Source organism: Streptomyces sp. NPDC059443 (assembly GCF_042750105.1).
GTDB lineage: Bacteria > Actinomycetota > Actinomycetes > Streptomycetales > Streptomycetaceae > Streptomyces.
Genome location: NZ_JBHYVM010000012.1, coordinates 113,043 through 137,099 on the forward strand (window position 1 = coordinate 113,043; position 24,057 = coordinate 137,099).

Sequence of the window (24,057 nt, forward strand, 5' to 3'; positions counted from 1 at the left end):
GTCTCGGACTCCGGCGAGGTCCTGGCCCGCTCGAACGTGGTGCTCGACGGCTACTGGGACAAGCCCGAGGAGACCGCGGCGGGAGCTACGCGAGGAACTAAGCGGACAGCTGCGCCTCGATCGCGGCGATGACCTCGGGGGACTCGGGCTCGGTGCGCGGGCGGAAGCGGCCCACGACCTCGCCGGCGGGGGAGATCAGGAACTTCTCGAAGTTCCACGTGATGTCCCCGGCCTCGCCCTCGGCGTCCGGGGTCTTCACCAGCTCCTGGTAGAGCGGGTGGCGGTTCTCGCCGTTGACGTCGGACTTCTCCAGCATCGGGAAGGTGACGCCGAAACCGGCCGCGCAGAAGGTCTGGATGTCCTCGGCGTTGCCCGGCTCCTGCCCGCCGAACTGGTTGCAGGGAACACCGATGACGGTGAAGCCCTTCTCCTCGTACTTGAACTGCAGCCGGGCCAGCCCCGAGTACTGGGGGGTGAGACCGCACTGCGAGGCGGTGTTCACGAGCAGGATCGCCTTGCCCTTGTACGCGGCGAGGCTGGTGGGCTCGTCGGACAGGGTGGTCAGCGGGATGTCGTACAGGCTCATCAAGCTCTCCTCGGCAGGAATACGCGTAATACCCCCCGAGCCTAGGCCCCCGTACCGACGAGCTCGTCCGCCGGGTCGTTGACCGGGAGCGGCATGCCTGTGAGGTCCATGACGAACAGGGGTATCCCCAGGTCGTCCGCGCGGGCGCGCGCGTCTTCCGTATACCCGGCGAGCGCGAAGTAAACGCTGGTCGCGGAGGCCGTGAGCCCGTTCAGCCAGACGCACTCCACCGCCCGCAGCCCGGCCGGCGCGGTGGTCGGGTCCACCTGGGCGACCAGGCCCGGGGCCCGCAGGTCCACCGCCGCCGAGGGGATCGGCCGGCCGTCGGGCTGGCGCACGTCCTGGAAGCCGAGCCAGCGCAGGTACAGCGCGGCCGTGGCCACCGCGTCCCGGGCCGTACGGATGGTCACCGGGCGGAACGCGGGGCGGGGCGCTACGGGCCCACCCGACGGCGGGGTGGGGGAGGAGGGGCCGGGGGCCGGGGCCCCCGCGGCGGACGGCCCAGGCCGCGTGGGACGAACGGGCTGATCGGGCCGGGCGACCTGATCGGGCCGAGCGACCTGATCCCCCTGCGTGGAAGCAGCACCCGGCAGGTGTACCGGAACCGCCACCACCGTCCCGCACGACCCGCACCCCACCTCCGGATGCGGCCACTCGCTCTCCCGCCCGCAGGCCGTGCACCGCACCGCCACCCAGCCGTCCGACCAGGTGCGATGGGTCAGCTCCCGGGGCGGCGCCGACAGGTCCAGCGGCGGGACGACCGGGCTCCCGCAGGCGCAAGGGAAGACCGGGACCGTGTAGTCGTTCTCGCGCAGGCACGCCGGGCAGCGCACCGGTACCGCATCCGCCATGAGACCTGCTCCCCCTCCGTCGCTGTGCGTAGCCCCATGCTCCACCACCTGCCACCACCGGGGTGGGCAGACCCCCGATTTTCGGCCGAGGCCTGGTTTTTCGTACAACTCACCGACCGAGACGCGGCTTTTGGTGGGTTCCTGGCCGCCCTCCCGTCTTGACGTGCGCGGGACCGACGCTTAGCTTGTTCCGTATAGCAGAACAAAACTTCCGGATTACGGAAAAGCCTGACCGCCAGACCCGCAGGAGAACTCGATGCCTCGTATGACAGCCGCCGCCGCTGCAGTGGAGATCCTCAAGCGCGAGGGCGTTTCGCAAGCGTTCGGCGTGCCCGGCGCTGCGATCAACCCGTTCTACCGCGAGCTCAAGAACGTGGGTGGCATCGGCCACACGCTCGCTCGCCACGTCGAGGGCGCCTCGCACATGGCCGAGGGCTACACCCGCACGGCTCCGGGCAACATCGGCGTCTGCATCGGTACCTCCGGCCCCGCCGGCACCGACATGATCACCGGCCTGTACTCGGCCATCGCGGACTCGATCCCGATCCTGTGCATCACCGGTCAGGCCCCGGTCGCCAAGCTCCACAAGGAAGACTTCCAGGCCGTCGACATCGCGTCGATCGCCAAGCCGGTCACCAAGAAGGCGACCACCGTCCTGGAGGCCGCGCAGGTCCCGGGCGTGTTCCAGGAGGCCTTCTACCTGATGCGCTCCGGCCGTCCCGGCCCGGTCCTCATCGACCTGCCGATCGACGTCCAGCTGACCGAGATCGAGTTCGACCCCGACCTGTACGAGCCGCTGGCCGTCCACAAGCCGGCCGTGACCCGCAAGCAGGCCGAGAAGGCCATCCAGCTCCTGCTGGAGTCCGAGCGTCCGCTGATCGTCGCCGGTGGCGGCATCATCAACGCCGACGCCTCCGACCTGCTGGTCGAGTTCGCCGAGCTGGTCGGCGTCCCGGTCATCTCCACCCTCATGGGCTGGGGCGTCATCCCGGACGACCACGAGCTCGCCGCCGGCATGGTCGGCGTCCAGACCTCGCACCGCTACGGCAACGCGACGTTCCTGGAGTCGGACTACGTCCTGGGCATCGGCAACCGCTGGGCCAACCGTCACACCGGTTACAACCTGGACGCGTACCTGGGCGACCGCAAGTTCGTCCACGTGGACATCGAGCCCACCCAGATCGGCAAGATCTTCGCCCCGGACCTGGGCATCGTCTCCGACGCCAAGGCCGCGCTGGTCACCTTCATCGAGGTCGCCAAGGAGCTCAAGGCCGCGGGCAAGCTGCCCGACTACAGCGCCTGGGTCGCCTCGCACCTGGAGCGCAAGGGCTCGCTGCAGCGCCGTACGCACTTCGACAACATCCCCATGAAGCCGCAGCGCGTCTACGAGGAGATGAACAAGGCCTTCGGCCCGGAGACCCGCTACGTCACCACCATCGGTCTGTCCCAGATCGCCGGTGCGCAGATGCTGCACGTCTTCAAGCCGCGCCACTGGATCAACTGCGGCCAGGCCGGCCCGCTCGGCTGGACCATCCCGGCCGCGCTGGGTGTCGCCAAGGCCGACCCGACGACCCCGGTCGTCGCGCTCTCCGGTGACTACGACTTCCAGTTCATGCTGGAGGAGCTGGCCGTCGGTGCGCAGCACAAGATCCCGTACGTCCACGTCCTCGTGAACAACGCCTACCTGGGTCTGATCCGTCAGGCGCAGGGTGCTCTCGGCATCAACTTCGAGGTCAACCTCGAATTCGAGAACATCAACGCCCCCGAGCTGGGTGTCTACGGCGTCGACCACGTCAAGGTCGTCGAGGGTCTCGGCTGCAAGGCCATCCGCGTGACGGACCCGAACGAGCTGGGTGCCGCCCTGGAGGAGGCCAAGAAGCTGGCCGCCGAGTTCAGCGTCCCGGTCGTCGTCGAGGCCATCCTGGAGCGCGTCACCAACATCTCCATGAGCAAGACGGTCGACATGAGCGACGTCACCGAGTTCGAAGAGCTCGCGACCGAGCCGGGCCACGCCCCGACCGCGATCCGCCCGATCTCCGCCTAGTCCCACCAGGCTGGTCTAGCACCACCGAACGGCCCCCGTCCCTCCTCCAGGAGGAACGGGGGCCGTTCTGCGTGCCGTACGGGTACCAGGTCCCGGGAGCGTTCCGCCCGGCGGGCCGCTCCCACCGGTCTGGCGCCCGGGGCCCTGGACCCCGGGTCCCGGCCCCGGGGCCCGTAGGAGGAGGCTCAGGCGGCCCTCGCGCCACCGCCGGACGGGCGGGGTACGCGGCCGGAGGGTGCCTGCCGGCTGCCCTGCGGCGGCGTGCGGAGGCGGGGATCGTACGCCGACCCGCAGCGGCCGGACGCCGAGCGCACGAGGCAGCGTAGGAGGAGCCGTGACGGGCCCGCCGACGGACCAATGCCGCAGTGCCCGGCCCGGACGCTCTACGGGGGCGCCGGCCCCTCGGGGGAGGGGGCTCTCGGTAGCGGTCCTGGACGGCCCTGGACGGCCCTGGACGGCCCTGGGAGGGCCGGGGACCCGTGGCCGGGTCCAGACCCCCGCACGTCCCCCTTCCCCACGCACACCAGGACGCGCACACCAGGACGCGCACGCGGACGCACACCCGGAACCGCACCCCCGGACACGCACCCCGGACATGACAAAGAGCCGAGTCACGGGACCGTCCGTGACTCGGCTCTCTGGTTTGGTACCGCCTGACGGTACGAGGCTGGCGCGACAGGACGTTCGCACCGCCAGGCGGAGAGGGTGGGGAGGTTGTCCCCTATATACACAGGGAGCTCTGTGCGTGGCCCCTGGGTATATGAGGAGAGGATTTGGCTGGGACCGTGGCGGGCGGGCGACGAGAACTCCGGCTTCGTCTCCCTCAGGTCAAGAGACGGGCCTCGGAACCCATTACCACCGCACTGGCTCGCACGCTCGCCACGGTCCTCGTCCTGCCCTCACCGCGTACCACCCCTCATCCGGGTCCGCGGTGTGGGCTCGTCACCCGGAGCCTGACCTCCCGTCAGGCCCCCGGTGAAGCTTTTTCGGCTCAGGCGTCGCGCAGGGCGCGAACGGCCTCCTCGACGCGCTTGCCGTAGTCGGCGTCCGCGGCGTGGAAGTGAGCCAGGTTCTTCTCGATGACGTCCTCAAGGGTGACCTGGGACAGGCCGCCGGCGATGTTCGCCACCAGACGCTGCTTCTCGGCCTCGGACATCAGACGGTAGAGCTCACCGGCCTGGAAGAAGTGGTCGTCCTTGGTGTGCTCCGGAGCCGCGTGGGTGCCCGTGTAGCCGGAGACGGCCTTCGGGGCGCCCAGCGCCAGGCCGGTCTCGGCCGGGCCCTGGTACGAGTTGGGCTCGTAGTTCTTGTCGTGGCGCGAGCCGTTGCGCAGCGCCATGACGCCGTCGCGGCCGTAGTTGTCGGCCTTCGTCGCCTTCGGGGCGTTGACCGGCAGCAGGGTGTGGTTCACACCGAGGCGGTAGCGCTGGGCGTCGGCGTACGCGAACAGACGGCCCTGGAGCATCTTGTCCGGCGAGGCGGTGATGCCCGGGACGAAGTTGTTCGGGGAGAACGCGGACTGCTCGACCTCGGCGAAGACGTTGTCGGGGTTCCGGTCCAGGACCAGACGGCCGACGCGCTGCAGCGGGTAGTCGCTGTGCGGCCACACCTTGGTGATGTCGAACGGGTTGAAGCGGTAGTCCACGGCCTCGGCGGCGGGCATGATCTGGACGTAGAGGGTCCAGCTCGGGTTCACACCGCGCTCGATCGCCTGGAGCAGGTCGGTCTGGTGCGAGTTGCCGTCCTTGCCGACGAGCTCGGCAGCCTGGTCACCGGAGAGGCAGCGGATGCCCTGGTTCGTCTTGAAGTGGTACTTGACGAAGAAGGCCTCGCCCTGCTCGTTCGTCCACTGGTACGTGTGGGAGCCGTAGCCGTTCATGTGACGGTACGACGCCGGGATACCGCGGTCACCCATGAGCCAGGTGATCTGGTGCGTCGCCTCGGGGGCGTGCGCCCAGAAGTCCCAGACGTTGTCCGGCTCCTGCTTGCCCGTGAAGGGGTCGCGCTTCTGGGAGTGGATGAAGTCGGGGAACTTGATCGGGTCCTTGATGAAGAACACCGGGGTGTTGTTGCCGACGAGGTCGTAGTTGCCCTCTTCGGTGTAGAACTTCAGCGCGAAGCCGCGCGGGTCGCGGACCGCGTCCGAGCCACCCAGCGAGTCGGCCACGGTGGAGAACCGCAGGAAGGTCTCGGTCTTCTTGCCGACCGTGTTCAGGAACGCGGCGCTGGTGTACGCGGTGACGTCGTCGGTCACCTCGAAGTGGCCGTACGCGGCGGAGCCGCGGGCGTGCACCACACGCTCCGGGATGCGCTCACGGTTGAAGCGGGCAAGCTTCTCGAGGAGCTGCTGGTCCTGGACCAGGATGGGGCCACCGACGCCGGCGGTAGCGGAGTTCTGGTTGTCGGCGACCGGGGCGCCAGACTCGGTCGTCAGCGTGCGCTTCGACATGGTGACCTTCCGTACGGGGAACTGCTGACGGAATTCGTCTTCCGTCATGCGGAACAGCCTAATTTCGGCATGAACTCGACGTCAACAGTTTGTTGAAAAGAAAGATGGCGGGAGAGGTAATCCGGACGGTGCCGGCGCTTGGGCGCGACAGGACAGGTGTCAGCACCGGCACCATCCGGAAACTCAGGTCCCCCGGAGGGGAGTCCCCCGAAGGGGAGTCGAGCTGCGGCCCGCGAGCGGGCCGCGGGCTCAGATCTGGGCGCCGGAGAGGCGCTCGACCGCGCGGAGCAGCGCGGAGTGGTCCAGGCCACCGTCACCCTGGGCGCGCAGCGAGGCGACCAGCTGGGCGACGACCGCGCCGACCGGGAGGGCCGCACCCACGTTGCGGGCGGCGTCGGTGACGATGCCCATGTCCTTGTGGTGCAGGTCGATCCGGAAACCGGGCTTGAAGTCGCGGTTCAGGAAGTTGGCCTTCTTGCGGGTCAGGACCGTGGAGCCGGCCAGACCGCCGTTGAGCACGTCCAGAGCGGCTTCGAGGTTCACGCCCGACTTCTCGAGGAAGACGACGGCCTCGGCGCACGCCTGGATGTTCACCGCGACGATGAGCTGGTTGGCGGCCTTGACTGTCTGGCCGGAGCCGTGCGGGCCGCACAGGACGATGACCTTGCCGAGCGCCTCGAGGACCGGGAGGGCCTCGTCGAAGTCGGCCTGCTCGCCACCCACCATGATCGACAGGACGGCCTCGATGGCACCGGCCTCGCCACCGGAGACCGGGGCGTCGATGACACGGATGCCCTTGGCTGCGGCGTTCTTCGCCAGGTCGATCGAGGTCTGCGGGGTGATCGACGACATGTCGATGATCAGCGCGCCGGACTTGGCGTTCTCAAGGATGCCGTTCTCGCCGTAGGAGATGGCCTCGACCTGCGGGGACGCGGGCACCATCGTGATGATGACGTCGGCGTCGGCCACGGCCTCGGCGATCGAACCGGCGGCGGAGCCACCGGCGGCGGCCAGGCGGTCCAGCTTGTCCTGCTCCAGCGTGAAGCCGGTGACCGAGTAGCCGGCCTTCAGGAGGTTCTCGGCCATGGGGGAGCCCATGATGCCGAGACCGATCCACGCGATCTTGGGGAGGTTGCTCATGATGAGGGTCCTTCTCTTAATGCTTTGTACGAAAAGTTCGTGTGGTGCCTGGCTGTTCGCCCGGACTTTTCCGCTTACTTCGCGGCGCGGGCCTCGGCCGGCAGGAACGCGAAGGAGGCGGCGGCGTCTGCGGCCTTGTACTCAAGACCGACATAACCGTCGTAACCGGCCTTCTTGAGCTGGTCGAGCAGCTCTTCGAGGGGCAGGTCGCCGGTGCCGGGGGCACCTCGTCCCGGCTTGTCCGCGATCTGGACGTGTCCGGTCTTGGCGGCGTACTTTTCGATGACCTCGGAGAGGTCCTCATCGTTCATCGCCAGGTGGTACAGGTCGAGCAGGAACTTGGCGTTGCCGAGGCCGGTGGCCTCGTTCACCTTGTCCACTACCTCGATGCCGGCCGGGGCGCTCACCAGGGGGTAGAGCGGCGACTCGGGCTTGTTGAGGGTCTCGATCAGGAGGATCGCGCCGACGCGGTCCGCGGCCTGAGCCGCCACGACCAGGTTCTTCAGGGCGAGCTCGTCCTGGACGGCCGGGTCCACACCCTCGACGCGGTTGCCGTAGAGGGCGTTCAGCGCCTTGCAGCCGACCGAGGCGGCGAAGTCCGCAGCCACGTTGATGTTGGCGTTGAAGCGCTCCGACTCCTCACCGGGAACCGAAACCGCACCGCGGTCCGGGCCCGGCAGCTGGCCGGCGTAGAAGTTCAGGCCCACCAGCTGGGTCCCGGCGTCCTCAAGAGCCTTCTTGAGGGCGTCGAGCTCCGCCTGAGCGGGGGTGGGGGTCTCAATCCAGGGCCACCACAGCTCGACCGCCGTGAAGCCCGCTGCGGCGGCGGCCGCGGGACGCTCCAGGAGCGGGAGTTCCGTGAAGAGGATCGAAAGATTTACATCGAAGCGCTGGTCCGTGTATCCCATGAGGGGTGTGCGCTCCTTCCGTATTGCGGAAGTTAGTTTCTGCCTGATGGAAGACTGCAAGCCCGGTGTCTCACTTGTCAAGTACCGACTGCCGAAAAGTCCGGACTGCCGGGTAGCTTGAGCGCGTGCGATTGAGAGTGGAGTTCACGACCGAGCCCTTCGATCTTGAAGAGGCCCCTGCCCATGCCGTGGCCGCTCGCGAGGTCATCCAGAAGGCCCAGCTGGACGCGGTGGATGTCGGCCCGTTCGGAAACACGGCCGAAGGGGAGACCGACGAGGTGCTGACCGCGGTCACCGCGCTGCTGCGCGACTCGCTGGCGGCCGGAGCGACGCGCGTCTCGCTCCAGGTCAACGTGATCCGGGAGGAGACCCAGTGACCGAGCCCCGTGATCACCCCTTCGTCACCGCGATCAAGCCGCTGGTGGACGCGATGGGCGGCGAGCTGATGGATCCGTCCCAGGCCCAGCCCGACGACGTCGTGCTCGCCTGGGAGGGCGAGGACCTGCTGGCCGTGCGGCTCCCGCAGCTCTCGGACTCGCTGGATCACATCCTGGCGGCGCTGGAGCGCCGCCACGGCGTACCGTTGTCCCAGCTCGACCGGAAGACCAAGCAGGACGCCGTACGGATACTCGAGGCGCGCGGAGCCTTTTCCGTACGGCACGGCGTGGAGACGGTCGCGGGAGCGCTGGGTGTCAGCCGGTTCACGGTTTACAACTATTTGAACCGGGACTCGAACACCCCAAAAGGACCCAACAAGACGAACCAAGAGTGAATCGGACCTGACTCACAGTGACGAGCCGCCGCCCAATTCACCCGGGCGGCGGCTTTTGTGTACGGGAAGTTTCAACAAAGTGTTGACGCCGTGTTGTCGAGGGCGTTAGCTATGCCCAGCCCGTCAAAGCAACAAGGCCACGGAGGCCTACCGTGACTTCGAGTCCGACCCCGGGTCTCACCCGGTTCAACACCTTGGACGACAGCGCGGCCACGGCCGAGCTCCACGAGGTGTGCGCCAGCTCGGCATGGGGGAGCAAGCTGCTCGCCCAGCGCCCCTTCACCAGCGTCGAAACCCTGTTCTCCGCGAACGAGGCGGCCATGGCCGAACTCACCGCCGAGGACCTGGCCGAGGCGATGGGAGGCCACGCGCCGATCGGCCGGCCGAAGCCGGGAGACCCGACCTCCGCCCGCGAGCAGCGTGGCATGGCCGGTGCCTCGGAGGAGCTCAAGAACGAGCTCCTCGAACTGAACCTGGCCTACCAGGACAAGTTCGGCCACGTCTTCCTCATCTGCGCCACCGGTGCGACCGGTGAGTTCATGCGGGACGCGGTCAAGGTCCGGATCGAGAACTCGCCGGAACAGGAGCGGGAAATCGCTCGTGGCGAGCTCGTCAAGATCAACCGGATCCGCCTGACCCGTCTCGTGGAATCCGTAGAAGGAGAGTAAGACCGAGCATGAGCACTGAGACCACCGCGTCGGTGTCCACGCACATCCTGGACACCAGCATCGGAAAGCCCGCCGAAGGCGTCGCGATCTCCCTGTCGGCCCGTACGGGTCTCGACGGCGAGTGGGCGGCCCTGGGCGGCTCCGCCACCGATGCGGACGGGCGCTGCAAGGACCTGCCGGCCCTGCCGGAGGGCACCACCCACGTGCGTCTCGACTTCGAGACCGAGACGTACTTCTCCAAGAAGCAAGCCGCCGAGGCACAGCAGGACGCCCCCCGCGTAAGGGACAGCGTTGCGTTCTTCCCCGAGGTCACCATCACCTTTGCGGTGAACCCGGGCGAGCACTATCACGTACCGCTGCTGCTCAACCCGTTCGGCTACTCCGTTTACCGAGGGAGCTAGCAATGGCCACCATTCTGGGCCAGAACCAGTACGGCAAAGCAGAGAACCGCGTCGTCAAGATCACGCGGGACGGCGACACCCATCACATCAAGGACCTGAACGTCTCGGTCGCCCTTTCGGGTGACATGGACGACGTCCACTACTCCGGCTCGAACGCCAACTGCCTGCCGACGGACACCACCAAGAACACGGTGTACGCCTTCGCCAAGGAGTACGGCATCGAGTCCGCCGAGCAGTTCGGCATCCACCTGGCGCGCTGGTTCGTCAACAGCCAGGAGCCGATCCACCGCGCACGCATCCGGATCGAGGAGTACTCCTGGTCCCGGATCGCCACCTCGGACGCCAACTCCAAGTTCATCGGCTCCGACGAGGTGAACCACTCCTTCGTCCGCAACGGCGGCGAGACCCGGGTCACCCAGATCACGTACGACGGCAAGAACTGGGAGGTCATCTCCGGCCTCAAGGACCTCGTCGTCATGAACTCCACGAACTCCGAGTTCTGGGGTTACGTGAAGGACAAGTACACGACCCTCAAGGAGGCCTACGACCGCATCCTGGCGACCCAGGTTTCGGCTCGTTGGCGCTTCAGCTGGTCCGACGACGACCAGCGGATGCCGAACTGGGAGAAGTCCTACGCCGAGACCCGGAAGCACATGCTCCAGGCCTTCGCGGAGACCTACTCCCTGTCGCTCCAGCAGACCCTGTACCAGATGGGTTCGCGCATCATCAACCACCGTTCGGAGATCGACGAGGTCCGCTTCTCGCTCCCGAACAAGCACCACTTCCTCGTCGACCTTGAGCCGTTCGGCCTCAAGAACGACAATGAGGTCTACTTCGCCGCGGACCGCCCGTACGGTCTGATCGAGGCGACGGTCCTCCGCGACGGCGTCGACGCCCGTATCCCCGTGGACATGACCAACCTCTGATGTGAACGCGCGTCCCGGGGCCCCGCAGTGGCCCCGGGGCGGTGCGACCACCCTTCACCATCAGCACGAAAGATCAGCACGAAAGCTTCCTGATTCGGCACCCGGACGCACCATATGGGGCGGCAGTACTGTCAGCTGTCCAAGGCCCCCGGCTCCGGCACTCAAATCCTCTGGGTTTTGCCGTGCCCGCACCGCCACTGAAAGCACGAGGAAGTCCCATGGCAGCATCGTCAGCCAATGGCAGCGCCGTAGAGCGCATCGTCATCGAAAACTGTGCGATTGCGACCGTCGACGCGAATGACACCGAGTACGCCTCGGGCTACGTGGTCGTCGCCGGCAACAAGATCGAGGCCATCGGTGCGGGCAGGGCCCCCGACAACCTCGAAAACGTCGTCCGCCGCATCGACGGCACCGGACACCTCGTGACCCCCGGTCTGGTCAACACGCACCACCACTTCTACCAGTGGATCACGCGTGGTCTGGCCACCGACCACAACCTCTTCAACTGGCTCGTCGCGCTGTACCCGACCTGGGCGCGCATCGACGAGCAGATGACGTACACGGCCGCGCAGGGCTCCCTCGCCGCGATGGCCAAGGGCGGCGTCACCACCGCCATGGACCACCACTACGTGTTCCCCAAGGGCTCCGGCGACCTCTCCGGCTCGATCATCCGCGCCGCGTCCGAGATGGGCGTCCGCTTCACCCTCGCCCGCGGTTCCATGGACCGCAGCGAGAAGGACGGCGGTCTGCCGCCGGACCACGCCGTAGAGACCCTCGAAGGTGCGCTCGCCGACACCGAGGCGACCGTGAAGAAGTACCACGACGCCTCCTTCGACGCGATGACCCAGGTCGCCGTCGCCCCGTGCTCCCCCTTCTCGGTCTCCACCGAGCTGCTCAAGCAGGGCGCCGAGATGGCCCGCCGCCTGGGTGTGCGCATGCACACGCACGGCAGCGAGACCGTCGAGGAAGAGCAGTTCTGCAAGGAACTGTTCGGGATGGGCCCGACCGACTACTTCGAGTCGACCGGCTGGCTCGGCGAGGACGTGTGGATGGCGCACAGCGTCCACATGAACGACTCCGACATCGCCGCGTTCGCCCGTACCAAGACCGGTGTCGCGCACTGCCCGTCCTCCAACGCCCGTCTGGCCGCCGGCATCGCCCGCGTCCCGGACATGCTCGCCGCCGGCGTCCCGGTCGGCCTCGGCGTGGACGGCACCGCCTCCAACGAGTCCGGTGAGCTGCACACCGAACTGCGCAACGCGCTCCTCATCAACCGCCTGAACCCGGTGCACCGCGAGCGCGCCCTCAACGCGCGCCAGGCCCTGCGCCTCGGTACGTACGGTGGCGCCCAGGTCCTCGGCCGCGCCGACAACATCGGCTCGCTGGAGGTCGGCAAGTGCGCCGACCTGGTGATGTGGAACCTGAGCACGCTCCTGCACTCCTCCATCGCCGACCCGGTCACCGCCCTGGTCTTCGGTGCGGCTGCCCCCGTGACCCTCTCGCTGGTCAACGGCAAGCAGATCGTCGAGAACAACCGGCTCCTCTTCGCCGACGAGGACGCGATCGCCGTGTCCACCCGGGAAGAGGCCCAGCGCCTCGCGCGGATCTCCGCGCAGGCCTGATCCCACGGAGTCCGGCCGGGGGGGACGGCCCCCGGCCGGCGGCCGTGGACCCGAGCGGGGTCCGCGGCAGCCGTTCCCGGGTAGCGCCCGAGGTTTTTCCCAGGGCGCCCCCGGGGGCGGTGAGTCGTGGCACTTGCAGCACTTGCAGCACTTGCTCCGCAGCTCGTGTACCGAGCCACTGCCACGGCACCTCCAGCTCTTTTTCTCACCTGCGGCCCTCGCCGCCACCGCGTGGAAACGACTTCTCCGGACCGTTCACGTCCGGACCGTTCAAGACGAATCGTTTCCGCACCCCTTGGGACAAGCATTCGCAGCACCCCCACAACTCAATACCGGCTCGACTCGCACAGCTTTCGCATCACCTCCCAGACACATCACGTCCCTGCCGGCGTGTTAAACAGTTCGGAGGAAGCCGTGGCCCAGGCGCCCAGGTTTCGCAAAGACGCAGTCGCAGTACCGCAGGTCTCGGACGACTCCGGGGGGAAGCACCCGGTCGACGAGACCCTGCCCCCGCTGAAAATGTTCACCAGCGGTCTCCAGCACGTGGCCGCCATGTACGCGGGTGTCGTCGCCCCGCCCATGATCGTCGGCCCGGCCGTCGGCCTCTCCGCCACCGAGACCGCCTTCCTGATGGGCGCCTCGCTCTTCACCGCAGGACTCGCGACCCTCCTCCAGACCCTCGGATTCTGGAAGATCGGCGCCAAACTCCCCTTCGTCAACGGCGTTTCGTTCGCCGGCGTCACCCCGATGATCGCCATCGGCAAGGGGGCGGGCGACAACGCCGTGCCCGTCATCTTCGGCGCGATCATCGTCGCCGGAGTCCTCGGCTTCTTCGCAGCCCCGTACTTCGGCAAGCTCGTCAGGTTCTTCCCGCCGGTGGTCACCGGTACGGTCATCACCCTGATCGGCGTCTCGCTGCTCCCCGTGGCCTTCAACTGGTCGCAGGGCGGCAACCGCACCGCCACCGACTACGGCTCGATGCGGAACATCGGGATGGCCGCGGTCACCCTCGCGATCGTCCTGCTGATGCGCAAGTTCCTGCGCGGCTTCCTCCAGCAGATATCCATCCTGCTCGGCCTGGTCGCCGGCACGCTCATCGCGCTGCCCCTGGGCATGACGAACTTCGACGCCGTCAAGAACGCCGACATCGTGGGCTTCCCGACGCCGTTCCACTTCGGCGCCCCGCAGTTCCAGGTCGCCGCGATCATCTCCATGTGCATCGTGATGCTCGTGTGCATGACCGAGTCCACCGCCGACATCCTGGCGCTGGGCAAGATCGTGGGCCGTCCGGCGGACGAGAAGACCATCGAGGGCGGCCTGCGCGCCGACGCCCTGGGCAGTGCGATCAGCCCGCTGTTCAACGGGTTCATGTGCAGTGCCTTCGCGCAGAACATCGGCCTGGTCGCCATGACCAAGGTGCGCAGCCGGTTCGTCGTCGCGGCCGGCGGCGGCATCCTGATCCTGCTCGGCCTCTGTCCGATGGCCGCCTCCGTCATCGGCGTGGTCCCGCTCCCGGTCCTCGGCGGCGCGGGCGTCGTCCTCTTCGGCTCGGTCGCCGCCAGCGGCATCCAGACCCTGGCCGGCGCGGCCATGGAGAAGGGCGAGAACGCCCTGATCGTCGCCGCCTCGCTCGGCATCGGCCTGATCCCGATCGCGGCCCCCGGCTTCTACCACGCCTTCCCGAAGGACCTGCTGGTCGTCCTCGACTCCGGCATCAGCACCGGCTGCGTCGTGGCCATCGCGCTGAACCTGGCCTTCAACCACCTCGGTGCCAAGAAGGGCGCGAACGCCCTTGCCCCGGAGCCGGTGCCGGTGCACTGACCGGGCTTTGCCCGGCCGGAGCATGGAGCGCTGGGGCGGACGCCACCCACTGCGGGTGTGGCGTCCGCCCCGGCGTGCGCCCGTTCGGCTGCCGCCGACCTGTCGGCCCGGCTGCGGCCGCGGCTCATGGGGCTCCGCCCCAGACCCCGCGCCTCAAACTCCCCCAGCTACCGCTGGGAGGGGCCCCCGGGCGGGGCTGGGATTGACGCCGGCGGGGCGGGAATTAGCTTCGGCGGGGCGGGAATTGACGTTCGTCGGAGCTGGAATCCGGCGCCGGGTCGGACCAGATGTCCGGGACGATCGTGCGCAGGCGGTGGCCGCGGCCGTCCAGTTCCTGGGCCTCCGACTTGCGTACGCTCAGGGCCACCGCGGAGTCGGTCACGCGCAGGCCGGGCAGTCGGCGGGTGAGGTCGGCGGTGTAGCGGGAGAGGTCCTCGACCGTGCGCAGCCGTACGCCGATCATGAAGTTCCAGGGCCCGCTGACGGACATGCAGACCCGCGTCTCGCGCAGGCCCGCGGCCGCCGCCGCGCACTCGGCGAGTTCGTACTCGGCGGCCTCCGCCCACAGGGTCGCCGACACCGGCCAGCCCGACAGCCCCGACGCCAGCGCGCAGCTGTAGCGCAGGCTCTGACCGGCCTCCAGCCTCGTCAGCCGGCGCCGTACGGTCGACTCGCTCATCCCGGACTCCCGGGCCAGTGAAGCCACGCTGCGCCGGGCGTCCGAGGACAGGGCCCGTACCAGCGGCCGGTCCTCGGGCTGGAGCGGCGCCACCGGGGCGGTGGCCGGGATCGTGGCGGGCGCCCAGCGCCGGGTCCGGCCGGTCAGCAGGTCGATCTGGCCCGGGGCCAGCTGGTCCAGGCGCCAGCGGTCGGGGGCGTAGTGCACCGCGGTCACCATCGAGGTGCGGGTACCGACCACGCCCGGGATCAGCTGCACCCGCGAGGACAGGTACCGGTACAGCGCGGGCAGGTCCGGGAGGGCCACGAAGACCAGCAGGTCGCGGCCCCCTGTGGTGTGTTCCACGCCGAGCGTGTGCGGATCGGCCACGAGCGCGTCGCCCACCGAGGGCGAGGTTCCCGCGGCGCAGGTGACCTCCACCCAGGCCATGGAGGGCGGCCGGACGCCGGTCCGCAGTCCGATCCCCGACAACCACGCCTCGCCGGCCCCGGTCAGCCGTTCCCAGCGGCGCGCCAGGGTGTCCGGGCGGGCTCCGAGCACCGGTCCCAGCAGCTCCCAGCTCGCACGGGGGGCGAGCTGGAGTGCGTGGACGAGCGCCCGGTCCATGTCATCGATGGCGGAAATGGCCGAGTTCATACCCTCCCCCTGGTGGTTCTCCCGGTCGGTGACGACACAACGGAATTATGAACCGATCATCTCTCTTTGTGCATTCAACTGTTGAACGAGTGGTTGTGTGTACTTGTCGGACATCGCAGGAGGATGTGTGGGGGAGCCCGGCGCGGGCATGCGCCTTGCGGTGCCCGCCGAACTGTCCAGTTTCATCGGTCGCGAGCGGGAGCTGACCGCCCTCGCCTCACTGCTGGCCGCCGAACGCCTCACGACGCTCACCGGCCCCGCGGGCATCGGGAAGACCCGGCTCGCGGTGCGCTCCGTGCGGACGCTGACCGGCCGGGACGGGCTCGACGCGGTCTGGGTGGACCTCGCGGCCCTGCCCGAGCGCCGCTGGGCGGAGCTGGAGGGAGAGCTCGCCGGCCGGCTCGCGGGGCGCCGGGCGCTGCTCGTCCTCGACGGGTGCGAACAGCTCGGGGAGACCGGGCCGGGGCTCGTGGCGGGGTTGCTGTCGCGCCTTCCGGGGCTACGGATCCTGGCCACTTCGCAGCGGCGGCTGCGGCTCGCGGGGGAGGCGGTGCTCGCGGTACCGCCACTGGCCGTGCCTCCGCCGCCCGCACCGCCGCTGACGGGGCTCGCGCTCGCCGTGCCTCCGGCGGCCGCGGCGATGCCGGCGGCCCGGCCCCTGCCCCCGTCGCAGACCCTGCCGGTGGCGGCCGTCGCCGGGTACGCGGCCGTGCGGCTCTTCGAGGAGCGGGCGCGCGGCGCCGACCCCTTCTTCGAGCTGACCGACCGCAACGCGGCCGCGGTGGCCGCGCTGTGCCGGGCGCTCGACGGCATTCCCGGGGCGCTGGAGCTCGCGGCGGGGCGTGCGCACCAGTACGCGCCCGCGCAGGCGCTCCGCAGACTCGGTTCCGACCCGCTGACCTTCCTCGCGGGCGGCGCGGGCCGCAGTACCCGGGTCGACGCCGAACGCTCCCACCGGCTGGCCCCGCCCGACGAACGGCTGCTCTGGGAGCGGCTCTCCGTCTTCGCCGGTCCCTTCGACCGGGCGGCCGTGGCCGAGGTGTGCGGCTTCGGGGAGCTCACCCCGGACACCGCCGCCGAGGCGTTGCAGCGGCTGGCCCCCGGCCTGCTGGCGGACGCCGGGCCGGGCCGCTACCGGATGCCGCTCTCCGTACGGGCCTACGCGGGCCGCCTGCTGGCGCACGGGCCCGCCGGAGACGGCGCGGCGACCGTCCGGCGCCACCACGAGCGGTGCCGGGTGGTGGCCGAGCGGGCGGCGCAGCTGTGGCGCGCGGGCGCGCAGCGGGAGGCGCGCGCCCTCGCCGTACGGGAGCTCCCCGAGCTGCGCGCGGCGATGAACCCGCTCTCCGCCAGCGGTCCGGGCACGGCCCTGGAGATCGCGGTGTCCCTGTGGTTCCTGTGGTCCGCGTGCGGGATGGCGGCGGAGGGGCGGCGGCACCTGGAGCGGGCCCTGGCCCTGCACCCGGCGCCCCGGCCCGCGCGGGCCCTGTGGCTCGCGGCCTGGCTGGTGGCCAGCTTCGGCGAGGCGGACGGCGCCGACCCCCTGCTGGTGGAGGCGTGGACCGCGGCCGTCCACGAGGGGGAGGACACCTGCCTGGCCTACCTCGCGCACGTACGGGGCACGGTCGCGCTTTGGGAGCACCGGTACGAGGAGGCCGCCGCGGAATTCGGCGAGGGTCTGGAACTGCTGCCGGCCGATCCCGACTTCGGCCCCGGCCGCGAAGCCCTCCAGGCCGCGCACACCATGGCGGTGGCCCACACCGACCCGGTGTCGGTCCCGGTCGAGGACGGCCCCCCGGACGGCCCCGCCGACCTGTGGGCCCGCTCCTGGGCCTGCTACGCCCATGCCCTCGTCCAGCGCCGCGAAGGCCGTCCGGCGCTGGCCCGCACCGAACTGCTGCGCGCCCTGCGGACCCAGCTCGCGCTGGACGACCAGCTCGGCCAGGCCTTCTCGGTGGAACTCCTGGCCGAACTGGAGGCGGACCAGGCCCACTACGCGGAAGCCGCCCGCCTCCTCGGAGCGGTCTCCCGCGCCCGCCCCCGCGCGTCCTCGGCCCCCCGGGCCCTGCACACGGTCCGCACCCGCCTCACCCCGGAGGCCTTCCGCACGGCCTACCGCACGGGCGCCCGTACGCCACTGCGCGACCTCCTGCCGGAGCTGTCGGACTAGGCCGGCCGAGCCGGTTCCCACAGCATCAGGCTGTTCATCAGATCGGCCTGCTCGATCGCGTCGTCCAGGGCGTGATGGGTGTGCGGGCGGCGGGAGAGGAGTTCCGGGGGCATGTGGCGCTTGACGGCGGAGCGGAGCGGGATCCGGGCCTTGGCCGCGTAGAGGGTCTTCATGTCCAGGCAGCCCGAGTGACCGAAGGGGCTCTCGCCGCCGAAGTTCATCAAGTACCAGTACAGGAAGGTCCAGTCGAAGGAGGCCGGGTATCCGCACATCACCGGCTGGGCCCCGGCGGAGACTTCCCGGACCCACGCCCGGAACTCGGCCATGGCGACGGCCGGGTCGGCGCCCTCGCGGAGCAGCCGGTCGCGGTCGAGCCCGCTGACGGCGAGGGCTTCCGGCACCCAGGCCTCGCTGATCGGACGCAACTCGCGGTAGAAGGTGTCCTGTTCCGGATCGGCGGCCGTATACGAGTGCGCGCTCTGCCGGCCGGCCACGGAGGCCCCGAAGCTGATCATCGAGTACGGCCCGGGGATGGGCCCGTCGGCCTCGATGTCGACGGAGATGTAAACGTTCGGACGTACGGTACGGGCTGACATGCCCGGAAGCATGCCAGCCCGCGCCGGACCCGTTCACCTCATATAGGGGTGCACCTCATAGAGAGGGGATCAGGAGGAGGGGGTGAGGTACATCCCGCTCTGGTCGCCCCCGGCGGTGTTCTTGCAGCCGAATCCGCTGTCCGCCGGCTGCGCCACCACCAGCGCCAGGCAGCGCCCGGCCGCCAGCTGGCCGAAGTAGTTCGGGTGCATGGACTCCTGGACCAGTCCCTGGGTCTGGTTGTTGTCGATCCAGCGCGCCCACTCGCTCGTCTTCGCCGAGGCCGGCGCCGCGGTCGTCACCTGCTTGCTCGCCTTCGCGCAGACCTCGCGCCCCTGCATCATGTCCCGCAGGTCCAGGAACTGCGCGCCCTTGGCGGCGGCGACCCCCTTGATGCGGTCGGCGAGCTGCGGCACGAGCGAGTCGCGCGCCCAGTCGGAGTCCTTGTTCCAGAACGGGCAGCCGCCGCTGTTGAGCCGGCTCCAGTCGCTCTGGGTGTACCGGTTCTCCGCGCCGCGCGGGATCGGCGACGGGTAGGACTGGAGCACGATCCGGTACGAGGAGTCGGCGTAACCGGCGTCCCGCATGACCGTCCGTACCTCGTCCACGGACTTGCTCACGGCTCCCATCACGGCGTCCATCTTCTGGTCCACGACCGACTGCTGGTCGTCGTAGCAGTAGGAGTTCCAGAGGACGAAGTCGTACGCGCACTCCTTGATGATGTCGGCGAAGCCGAGGTCGTTCCCGCCGATGGACAGCGAGATGACCTTGACGTTGTTGCTCGCGGCCACGGCGGCGAGCTGATCGGCCTGCGGGGCCTCGCCCTTGAAGGCGACCCCGCCGTTCGAGGCGCGGAACACGTTCTCCGAGGTCGCCCCGGAGCAGGCCAGGTTGACGGCCACGTCGGCGATCGCCCCGGCGCTCTTCACCTCGGCGGAGTCGGACCGGTCGCACCCGCCGGCCGTGGCCCCGTAGACCTTCGCGGGGTCGTAGCTGCTCCCGCTGACCCACGCCCGGTCGGTGCCGGTCCGGTTCCCGCTGTTGGTCAGGCTGTTGCCCTTCCAGCGCCCGGCCTCGCCGGAGATGTAGCTGTCGCCCATGGACACCACGGCGGTGGGCCCGCTCCCCGGTGCGGCCGCGGCCGTCCCGGCCCCGCCGGCCATCAGTGCCCCGGCTGCGAGCGGCAGTGTCATGGCGATTCCGGCCAGTCGTCGCACTCGACGGGCACGGTCCTTGCTTGCGGTGCGGAATCCGATCACTGCGGAACTCCTGCGGTCGGCCATGCGGGAGTCGGCAACAACTCCGGCGCATGGCTGGGTAAGTGGGGGTTACCTCCGGCCGGTGGCAATCGGAAAGGTGCCACCTCGCGCGTTGTTACCGCTAGGTACAGGCAAGTTACGAACAAGTAACAACCGATCGGTCGTTCGGCTGAAACCGGCTGGAAACGGCCGGACGCACGACAGCGCCCCCGGAGCCGGGAAGGCTCCGGGGGCGCTGTCGTGGTGTTCGGCTGCTGTGCGATTCAGCCGAAGTCGGAGTGTCAGCCGATGAGCTGGTCGTACGCCGGGAGGGTGAGGAAGTCGGCGTAGTCCGCGTCCAGGGAGACCTGGAGGAGGAGGTCGTGGGCCTGCTGCCACTTGCCGGCGGCGAAGGCTTCCTCGCCGACCTCGGAGCGGATCGCCGCGAGTTCGGCGGCGGCCACCTCGCGGGTGAGGTCGGCCGTCGCGAGCTTGCCGTTCTCGAAGACCACGCCGGCGTTGATCCACTGCCAGATCTGCGAGCGCGAGATCTCGGCGGTGGCCGCGTCCTCCATCAGGCCGAAGATGCCGACGGCGCCGAGGCCGCGCAGCCAGGCCTCGATGTAGCGGATGCCGACCTGGACGGCGTTGCGCAGGCCGTCGTACGTGGGCTTCGCGTCCAGGGAGTCGATCGCGATGAGCTCGCCGGGGGCGACGGAGACGTCCTCGCGCAGGCGGTGCTTCTGGTTCGGGCTGTCGCCGAGGACCGCGTCGAAGGAGGCCATCGCGATCGGGACCAGGTCGGGATGGGCGACCCACGAGCCGTCGAAGCCGTCGCCGGCCTCGCGGTCCTTGTCGGCCTTGACCTTCTCGAAGGCGACCTTGTTGACCTCGGCGTCCTTGCGGGACGGGATGAAGGCCGCCATGCCGCCGATGGCGTGCGCGCCGCGCTTGTGGCAGGTCTTGACCAGCAGCTCGGTGTAGGCGCGCATGAACGGGGCGGTCATCGTCACCGCGTTGCGGTCCGGCAGGACGAACTTCTCGCCGCCGTCACGGAAGTTCTTGACGATGGAGAAGAGGTAGTCCCAGCGGCCGGCGTTCAGGCCCGCCGCGTGGTCGCGCAGCTCGTAGAGGATCTCGTCCATCTCGTACGCGGCCGTGATGGTCTCGATCAGGACGGTCGCGCGGACCGTGCCCTGCGGGATGCCGACGTAGTCCTGCGCGAAGACGAAGATCTCGTTCCAGAGGCGCGCCTCAAGGTGCGACTCGGTCTTCGGCAGGTAGAAGTACGGGCCCTTGCCGAGCGCGATGAGGCGCTTGGCGTTGTGGAAGAAGTACAGGCCGAAGTCCACGAGCGAGCCGGAGGCCGGGCCGCCCTCGAACTGGAGGTGGCGCTCCTGGAGGTGCCAGCCGCGCGGGCGCATCACGACGGTGGCGAGCTCCTCGGCGGGCTTGAGGGCGTACGCCTTGCCCGTGCGGGCGTCGGTGAAGTCGATGCGGCGCTCGTAGGCGTCGATCAGGTTGAGCTGGCCGAGGACCACGTTCTCCCAGGTGGGAGCCGAGGCGTCCTCGAAGTCGGCGAGCCAGACCTTGGCGCCCGAGTTCAGGGCGTTGATGGTCATCTTGCGGTCCGTCGGACCGGTGATCTCCACACGGCGGTCGTTCAGCGCGGCCGGGGCCGGCGCCACCTTCCAGTCGCCCTCGCGGACCTGTGCGGTGTCCGGGAGGAAGTCGAGGGTGGAAGTGCGGGCGATCTCGGCACGGCGCTCGGCGCGGCGGGCGAGGAGCTCGGCCCGACGGGGGGCGAACCGCCGGTGGAGCTCGGCCACGAAGGCGAGAGCCGCTTCGGTGAGGACTTCGTCCTGCCGGGGCAGGGGCTCGGCGTCGACGATGGCCAGCGATGACGGCGCTGGTGCGGACATATCTGTCACTCCTTCAGCGGCGGTGCCTGGCGGCCGCGGGGAATGCTCGCGCTGGACGGCACGCAGTGCCGTCGGGTGTGGAGAGTTCCGGATACGGTCGCGGGCGCCGTCTGGGGGTTCAGGGCGCTTCTGACCAGTGGATAGTAATTTCCTCATGGTGGAAGTTCAATGGTTTGTTGATGTCGAGATTCTCTGGGTCGACAGATTCCGCTACCTGGTGGCCCTCAGTGCCACAGCGGTCACAGCCCGCTCAGGTTCGCCTACGGATCCGCTCAGATGAGTCGTGCCAGGTCGGACGGCGTGTCGATGTCGAAGGCCTCGGCGATGTCCCCGCACTCGACCAGCGTGAGCTCCGCCACGTGCGCCGACAAGTGCACCCGCGCGCCCTTGTCACCCGTGGCGGTCGCCACGATGTCCGGCCAGCGGTCCGCCCCGAACAGCACCGGGTGCCCGCGCTCGCCGCCGTACGCCGCCGCCACCAGGCTCGCCGGGGAGCGGTACGCGGCACGGACCCGGGCCACCGCCTCCGGGCCGATGCCCGGCTGGTCCACCAGGGACACCAGGGCCGCGCGGGCGCCCGTACCGGCCAGCGAGGCGAGACCCACCCGCAGGGAGGAGCCCATGCCCTCGGCCCAGTCCGGGTTGTCGCGCACCACGCACCCGCTCAGGTCCGCGCGCTCGCGCACCTCGGCCGCCGAGGCGCCGAGGACCACGTGGAGCGGGCCGCAGCCGGCCTCGCGCAGGACCCGTACGGCGTTCTCCACCAGCGGGCGGCCCCGGTAGGGCAGCAGGGCCTTGGGGCGGCCGCCGAGGCGCCGGCCGCCGCCGGCCGCGAGGAGCAGACCCGCGATCAACGGGGGAGCGGAGTCGTCGTGTGTGCTGGTGTGGCGTGACATGTCACCGATTCTCGCTCGCGCAGCTCTCGCGGCTCGATCCGCTCCCGCCGCACGAGGCGGCGTACGGCTGCCAGCACGGCACCGACGCGCACCGGCTCGGCGATGCGGTTCTCGGCGGCTGCGAGCAGCGCCCGTTCGTCACGGTCGGTCAACATCACGGCGACTCCTTGCCAATCGGGGGCCAATGCAGCGAGTCTGGACCCGGATTGGCCTGGCCGGCAGAGCCAATCAGGGGAGGTTGGCATGGCAAACGGGCGAGTGGTCCAGACGGCGGACAGAACGATCGGCAGCCGCCAGCTCGCGGCACTGCTCCCGCCCGAGGTACTGGCCCGCCCCGGCTACCGGGCCCTCGCCGACGCCGTCCGCACCCTGATCCTCGACGGCCGGGTCGCCCTGCACGTAAGGCTGCCCGCCGAACGCGAGCTCGCGGAAGCGGTCGGCGCCAGCCGGGCCACCGTCACCGGCGCCTACGACCTGCTGCGCGAGAGCGGCTACGTCCGCAGCCGGCGCGGCTCCGGCACCTGGACCGAGCTCCCCGAAGGCCACCGCCCGGTCGGCGCGCACGCCATCATCGGGGGCACCGGCGGCTACAGCCCCGACGGCGACCCGGGCATCGACCTCGCCATCGCCGCCATGGGAGCCCCCGACGGCGCCCTCTCGGACGCGGTGGCCTGGGCGGCGCCCAGGCTCCCGGGGCTGGCCCGCCATCCCGGCTACCACCCCTTCGGCCTGCCCGACCTGCGCACCGCCATCGCGGAGCGCTTCACCCGGCGCGGGCTGGCGACCCGGCCGGAGCAGATCCTCGTCACGGCGGGAGCGCAGCAGGCGTTCGCGCTGGTCGTGAGCCTGCTGTGCCGGCCCGGGGACCGGGTGATGACCGAGAACCCGACCTACGCCAACGCCCTCGACGCCATCCGGCACGCGCGGCTGCGCGCCGGGTCCATCGCCGTCTCCGACGCGGGCTGGGACCTGGAGATCGCTGAGTCCGCGCTCCGCCAGACCGTGCCGAGGCTCGCGTACGTCATCCCCGACTTCCACAACCCGACGGGCGCGCTGATGCCGCAGGAGCAGCGGCTGCGGCTGCTCGCGGCGACGCGGCGGACCGGGACCTGGCTGGTGGTCGACGAGACCATCGCCGACATCGCCCTCGACGTGCCGGCGCCCGCCCCGCTGGCCTCGCTGGCGCCCAAGGGCGGGGCCGACCACGTGGTGACCATCGGGTCGCTGAGCAAGACGCACTGGGGCGGGCTGCGCGTCGGGTGGATCCGGGCCACCGCCAAGATGATCACCGAGCTGACGGGGGTCCGGGTCGCGGCCGACATGTGCGGATCGGTGCTCGACCAGCTGGTGGCCCTGCCGCTGCTGGAAGGGCTGGAACGGTCGCTGCCGGGGCGGCTGGAGCAGATACGGGGGCAGCGCGCGGCGCTGGTCGCCTCGCTGGAGCGGCACACGCCGGAGTGGTCCTGGCAGCTGCCGCCGGGCGGGCTCTCGCTGTGGGTGGACCTGGGCGAGCCGGTGAGCTCGGCGCTGTCGGAGCGGGCGGCCGCGGCCGGGGTGCACATCGGGCGGGGCGCGCGGTTCGGGGTGGACCCCGGGACGTTCGAGCACCGGCTGCGGATCCCGTACACCCTCGCCGCGGACCGACTGGACGAGGGCGTACGCCGGCTCGCGGAGGCCTTCCACGCGGGCGCGCCGCTGCCTTCGGGGGTGGAGCGGCCGTACTGGGTGGCGTAG

Annotated in this window: 22 protein-coding genes; 11 read left to right on the forward strand and 11 right to left on the reverse strand. The window is 70.0% G+C overall.

Features of this window, described 5'->3' with window-relative positions; genetic code table 11:
* Positions 1–97 precede the first annotated feature (97 nt).
* Together ACFXDJ_RS14475 and ACFXDJ_RS14480 are read right to left on the reverse strand one after the other, a co-directional pair.
* The gene (locus tag ACFXDJ_RS14475; protein ID WP_384652010.1) at positions 98–586 is read right to left on the reverse strand and encodes a glutathione peroxidase; all 489 of its coding nucleotides are present in this window, start codon (positions 584–586) and stop codon (positions 98–100) included.
* A 41-nt stretch (positions 587–627) separates the two neighbouring features.
* The gene (locus ACFXDJ_RS14480) at positions 628–1,224 is read right to left on the reverse strand and encodes a hypothetical protein (protein ID WP_384652024.1); all 597 of its coding nucleotides are present in this window, start codon (positions 1,222–1,224) and stop codon (positions 628–630) included.
* On the opposite strand from ACFXDJ_RS14480, the gene ACFXDJ_RS14485 reads away from it, so the two are divergent.
* Entirely contained in the window at positions 1,160–1,387 is a 228-nt protein-coding gene (locus ACFXDJ_RS14485; RefSeq protein WP_384652031.1) for a hypothetical protein, read from the forward strand. The genes ACFXDJ_RS14480 and ACFXDJ_RS14485 overlap by 65 nt on opposite strands.
* 315 nt (positions 1,388–1,702) lie before the next feature.
* Positions 1,703–3,481: a glyoxylate carboligase gene (gene gcl, locus ACFXDJ_RS14490; RefSeq protein WP_384652025.1), complete on the forward strand. Its 1,779-nt coding sequence runs from the start codon at positions 1,703–1,705 to the stop codon at positions 3,479–3,481.
* 991 nt (positions 3,482–4,472) lie between these two features.
* On the opposite strand, the gene ACFXDJ_RS14495 is transcribed toward gcl, so the two are convergent.
* The 3 genes from ACFXDJ_RS14495 to ACFXDJ_RS14505 all read right to left on the reverse strand — a co-directional run bounded on the left by ACFXDJ_RS14495 (position 4,473) and on the right by ACFXDJ_RS14505 (position 7,978).
* Entirely contained in the window at positions 4,473–5,930 is a 1,458-nt protein-coding gene (locus tag ACFXDJ_RS14495; RefSeq protein ID WP_384652027.1) for a catalase, read from the reverse strand.
* Between the two features lie 249 nt (positions 5,931–6,179).
* On the reverse strand, positions 6,180–7,070 hold the full coding sequence (locus tag ACFXDJ_RS14500) for a 2-hydroxy-3-oxopropionate reductase (protein ID WP_384652012.1): 891 nt from the start codon (positions 7,068–7,070) through the stop codon (positions 6,180–6,182).
* Between the two features lie 74 nt (positions 7,071–7,144).
* The gene (locus ACFXDJ_RS14505) at positions 7,145–7,978 is read right to left on the reverse strand and encodes a TIM barrel protein (RefSeq protein ID WP_384652014.1); all 834 of its coding nucleotides are present in this window, start codon (positions 7,976–7,978) and stop codon (positions 7,145–7,147) included.
* 125 nt (positions 7,979–8,103) lie between these two features.
* Between ACFXDJ_RS14505 and ACFXDJ_RS14510 the strand changes: the two genes are divergently transcribed.
* The 7 genes from ACFXDJ_RS14510 to ACFXDJ_RS14540 all read left to right on the forward strand — a co-directional run bounded on the left by ACFXDJ_RS14510 (position 8,104) and on the right by ACFXDJ_RS14540 (position 14,188).
* Positions 8,104–8,355: a thiamine-binding protein gene (locus ACFXDJ_RS14510; RefSeq protein WP_384849118.1), complete on the forward strand. Its 252-nt coding sequence runs from the start codon at positions 8,104–8,106 to the stop codon at positions 8,353–8,355.
* The gene (locus ACFXDJ_RS14515; RefSeq protein ID WP_384849121.1) at positions 8,352–8,750 is read left to right on the forward strand and encodes a helix-turn-helix domain-containing protein; all 399 of its coding nucleotides are present in this window, start codon (positions 8,352–8,354) and stop codon (positions 8,748–8,750) included. The genes ACFXDJ_RS14510 and ACFXDJ_RS14515 overlap by 4 nt, the downstream gene beginning before the upstream one ends.
* A 152-nt stretch (positions 8,751–8,902) precedes the next feature.
* Complete coding sequence (uraD, locus tag ACFXDJ_RS14520) at positions 8,903–9,418, forward strand: 2-oxo-4-hydroxy-4-carboxy-5-ureidoimidazoline decarboxylase (RefSeq protein ID WP_371618626.1); 516 nt, start codon at positions 8,903–8,905, stop codon at positions 9,416–9,418.
* Positions 9,419–9,426: 8 nt separating this feature from the next.
* Complete coding sequence (uraH, locus tag ACFXDJ_RS14525) at positions 9,427–9,819, forward strand: hydroxyisourate hydrolase (RefSeq protein WP_384652020.1); 393 nt, start codon at positions 9,427–9,429, stop codon at positions 9,817–9,819.
* A 2-nt stretch (positions 9,820–9,821) separates the two neighbouring features.
* Positions 9,822–10,745: a factor-independent urate hydroxylase gene (gene pucL, locus ACFXDJ_RS14530; RefSeq protein WP_330299345.1), complete on the forward strand. Its 924-nt coding sequence runs from the start codon at positions 9,822–9,824 to the stop codon at positions 10,743–10,745.
* Positions 10,746–10,963: 218 nt separating this feature from the next.
* Complete coding sequence (locus ACFXDJ_RS14535; protein ID WP_384652022.1) at positions 10,964–12,367, forward strand: 8-oxoguanine deaminase; 1,404 nt, start codon at positions 10,964–10,966, stop codon at positions 12,365–12,367.
* 414 nt (positions 12,368–12,781) lie between these two features.
* Complete coding sequence (locus ACFXDJ_RS14540; protein ID WP_384652029.1) at positions 12,782–14,188, forward strand: nucleobase:cation symporter-2 family protein; 1,407 nt, start codon at positions 12,782–12,784, stop codon at positions 14,186–14,188.
* A gap of 223 nt (positions 14,189–14,411) precedes the next feature.
* Here ACFXDJ_RS14540 and ACFXDJ_RS14545 read toward each other — a convergent pair whose 3' ends face one another.
* A complete protein-coding gene (locus ACFXDJ_RS14545; RefSeq protein WP_384664114.1) occupies positions 14,412–15,503 on the reverse strand; it encodes an Lrp/AsnC family transcriptional regulator in 1,092 nt (363 codons plus the stop codon).
* Positions 15,504–15,651: 148 nt separating this feature from the next.
* Between ACFXDJ_RS14545 and ACFXDJ_RS14550 the strand changes: the two genes are divergently transcribed.
* Positions 15,652–17,673 (forward strand): ATP-binding protein, encoded by a 2,022-nt coding sequence (locus tag ACFXDJ_RS14550; RefSeq protein WP_384849124.1) that lies wholly within the window; start codon positions 15,652–15,654, stop codon positions 17,671–17,673.
* Here ACFXDJ_RS14550 and ACFXDJ_RS14555 read toward each other — a convergent pair.
* The 5 genes from ACFXDJ_RS14555 to ACFXDJ_RS14575 form a co-directional block, all read right to left on the reverse strand.
* On the reverse strand, positions 17,670–18,269 hold the full coding sequence (locus tag ACFXDJ_RS14555) for a 3'-5' exoribonuclease domain-containing protein (RefSeq protein ID WP_384663867.1): 600 nt from the start codon (positions 18,267–18,269) through the stop codon (positions 17,670–17,672). The genes ACFXDJ_RS14550 and ACFXDJ_RS14555 overlap by 4 nt on opposite strands.
* A gap of 69 nt (positions 18,270–18,338) precedes the next feature.
* On the reverse strand, positions 18,339–19,460 hold the full coding sequence (locus ACFXDJ_RS14560) for a GDSL-type esterase/lipase family protein (protein WP_384663866.1): 1,122 nt from the start codon (positions 19,458–19,460) through the stop codon (positions 18,339–18,341).
* Between the two features lie 347 nt (positions 19,461–19,807).
* Entirely contained in the window at positions 19,808–21,427 is a 1,620-nt protein-coding gene (aceB, locus tag ACFXDJ_RS14565) for a malate synthase A (protein WP_384659702.1), read from the reverse strand.
* A 272-nt stretch (positions 21,428–21,699) separates the two neighbouring features.
* A complete protein-coding gene (locus ACFXDJ_RS14570) occupies positions 21,700–22,323 on the reverse strand; it encodes an NTP transferase domain-containing protein (RefSeq protein WP_384659705.1) in 624 nt (207 codons plus the stop codon).
* Positions 22,278–22,478 carry a hypothetical protein gene (locus ACFXDJ_RS14575; RefSeq protein ID WP_384659708.1) on the reverse strand — a complete coding sequence of 67 codons (201 nt, stop codon included), beginning with the start codon at positions 22,476–22,478 and terminating at the stop codon, positions 22,278–22,280. Before ACFXDJ_RS14575 ends, ACFXDJ_RS14570 begins: the two co-directional genes overlap by 46 nt.
* 88 nt (positions 22,479–22,566) lie before the next feature.
* On the opposite strand from ACFXDJ_RS14575, the gene ACFXDJ_RS14580 reads away from it, so the two are divergent.
* Complete coding sequence (locus ACFXDJ_RS14580; RefSeq protein ID WP_384659711.1) at positions 22,567–24,057, forward strand: PLP-dependent aminotransferase family protein; 1,491 nt, start codon at positions 22,567–22,569, stop codon at positions 24,055–24,057.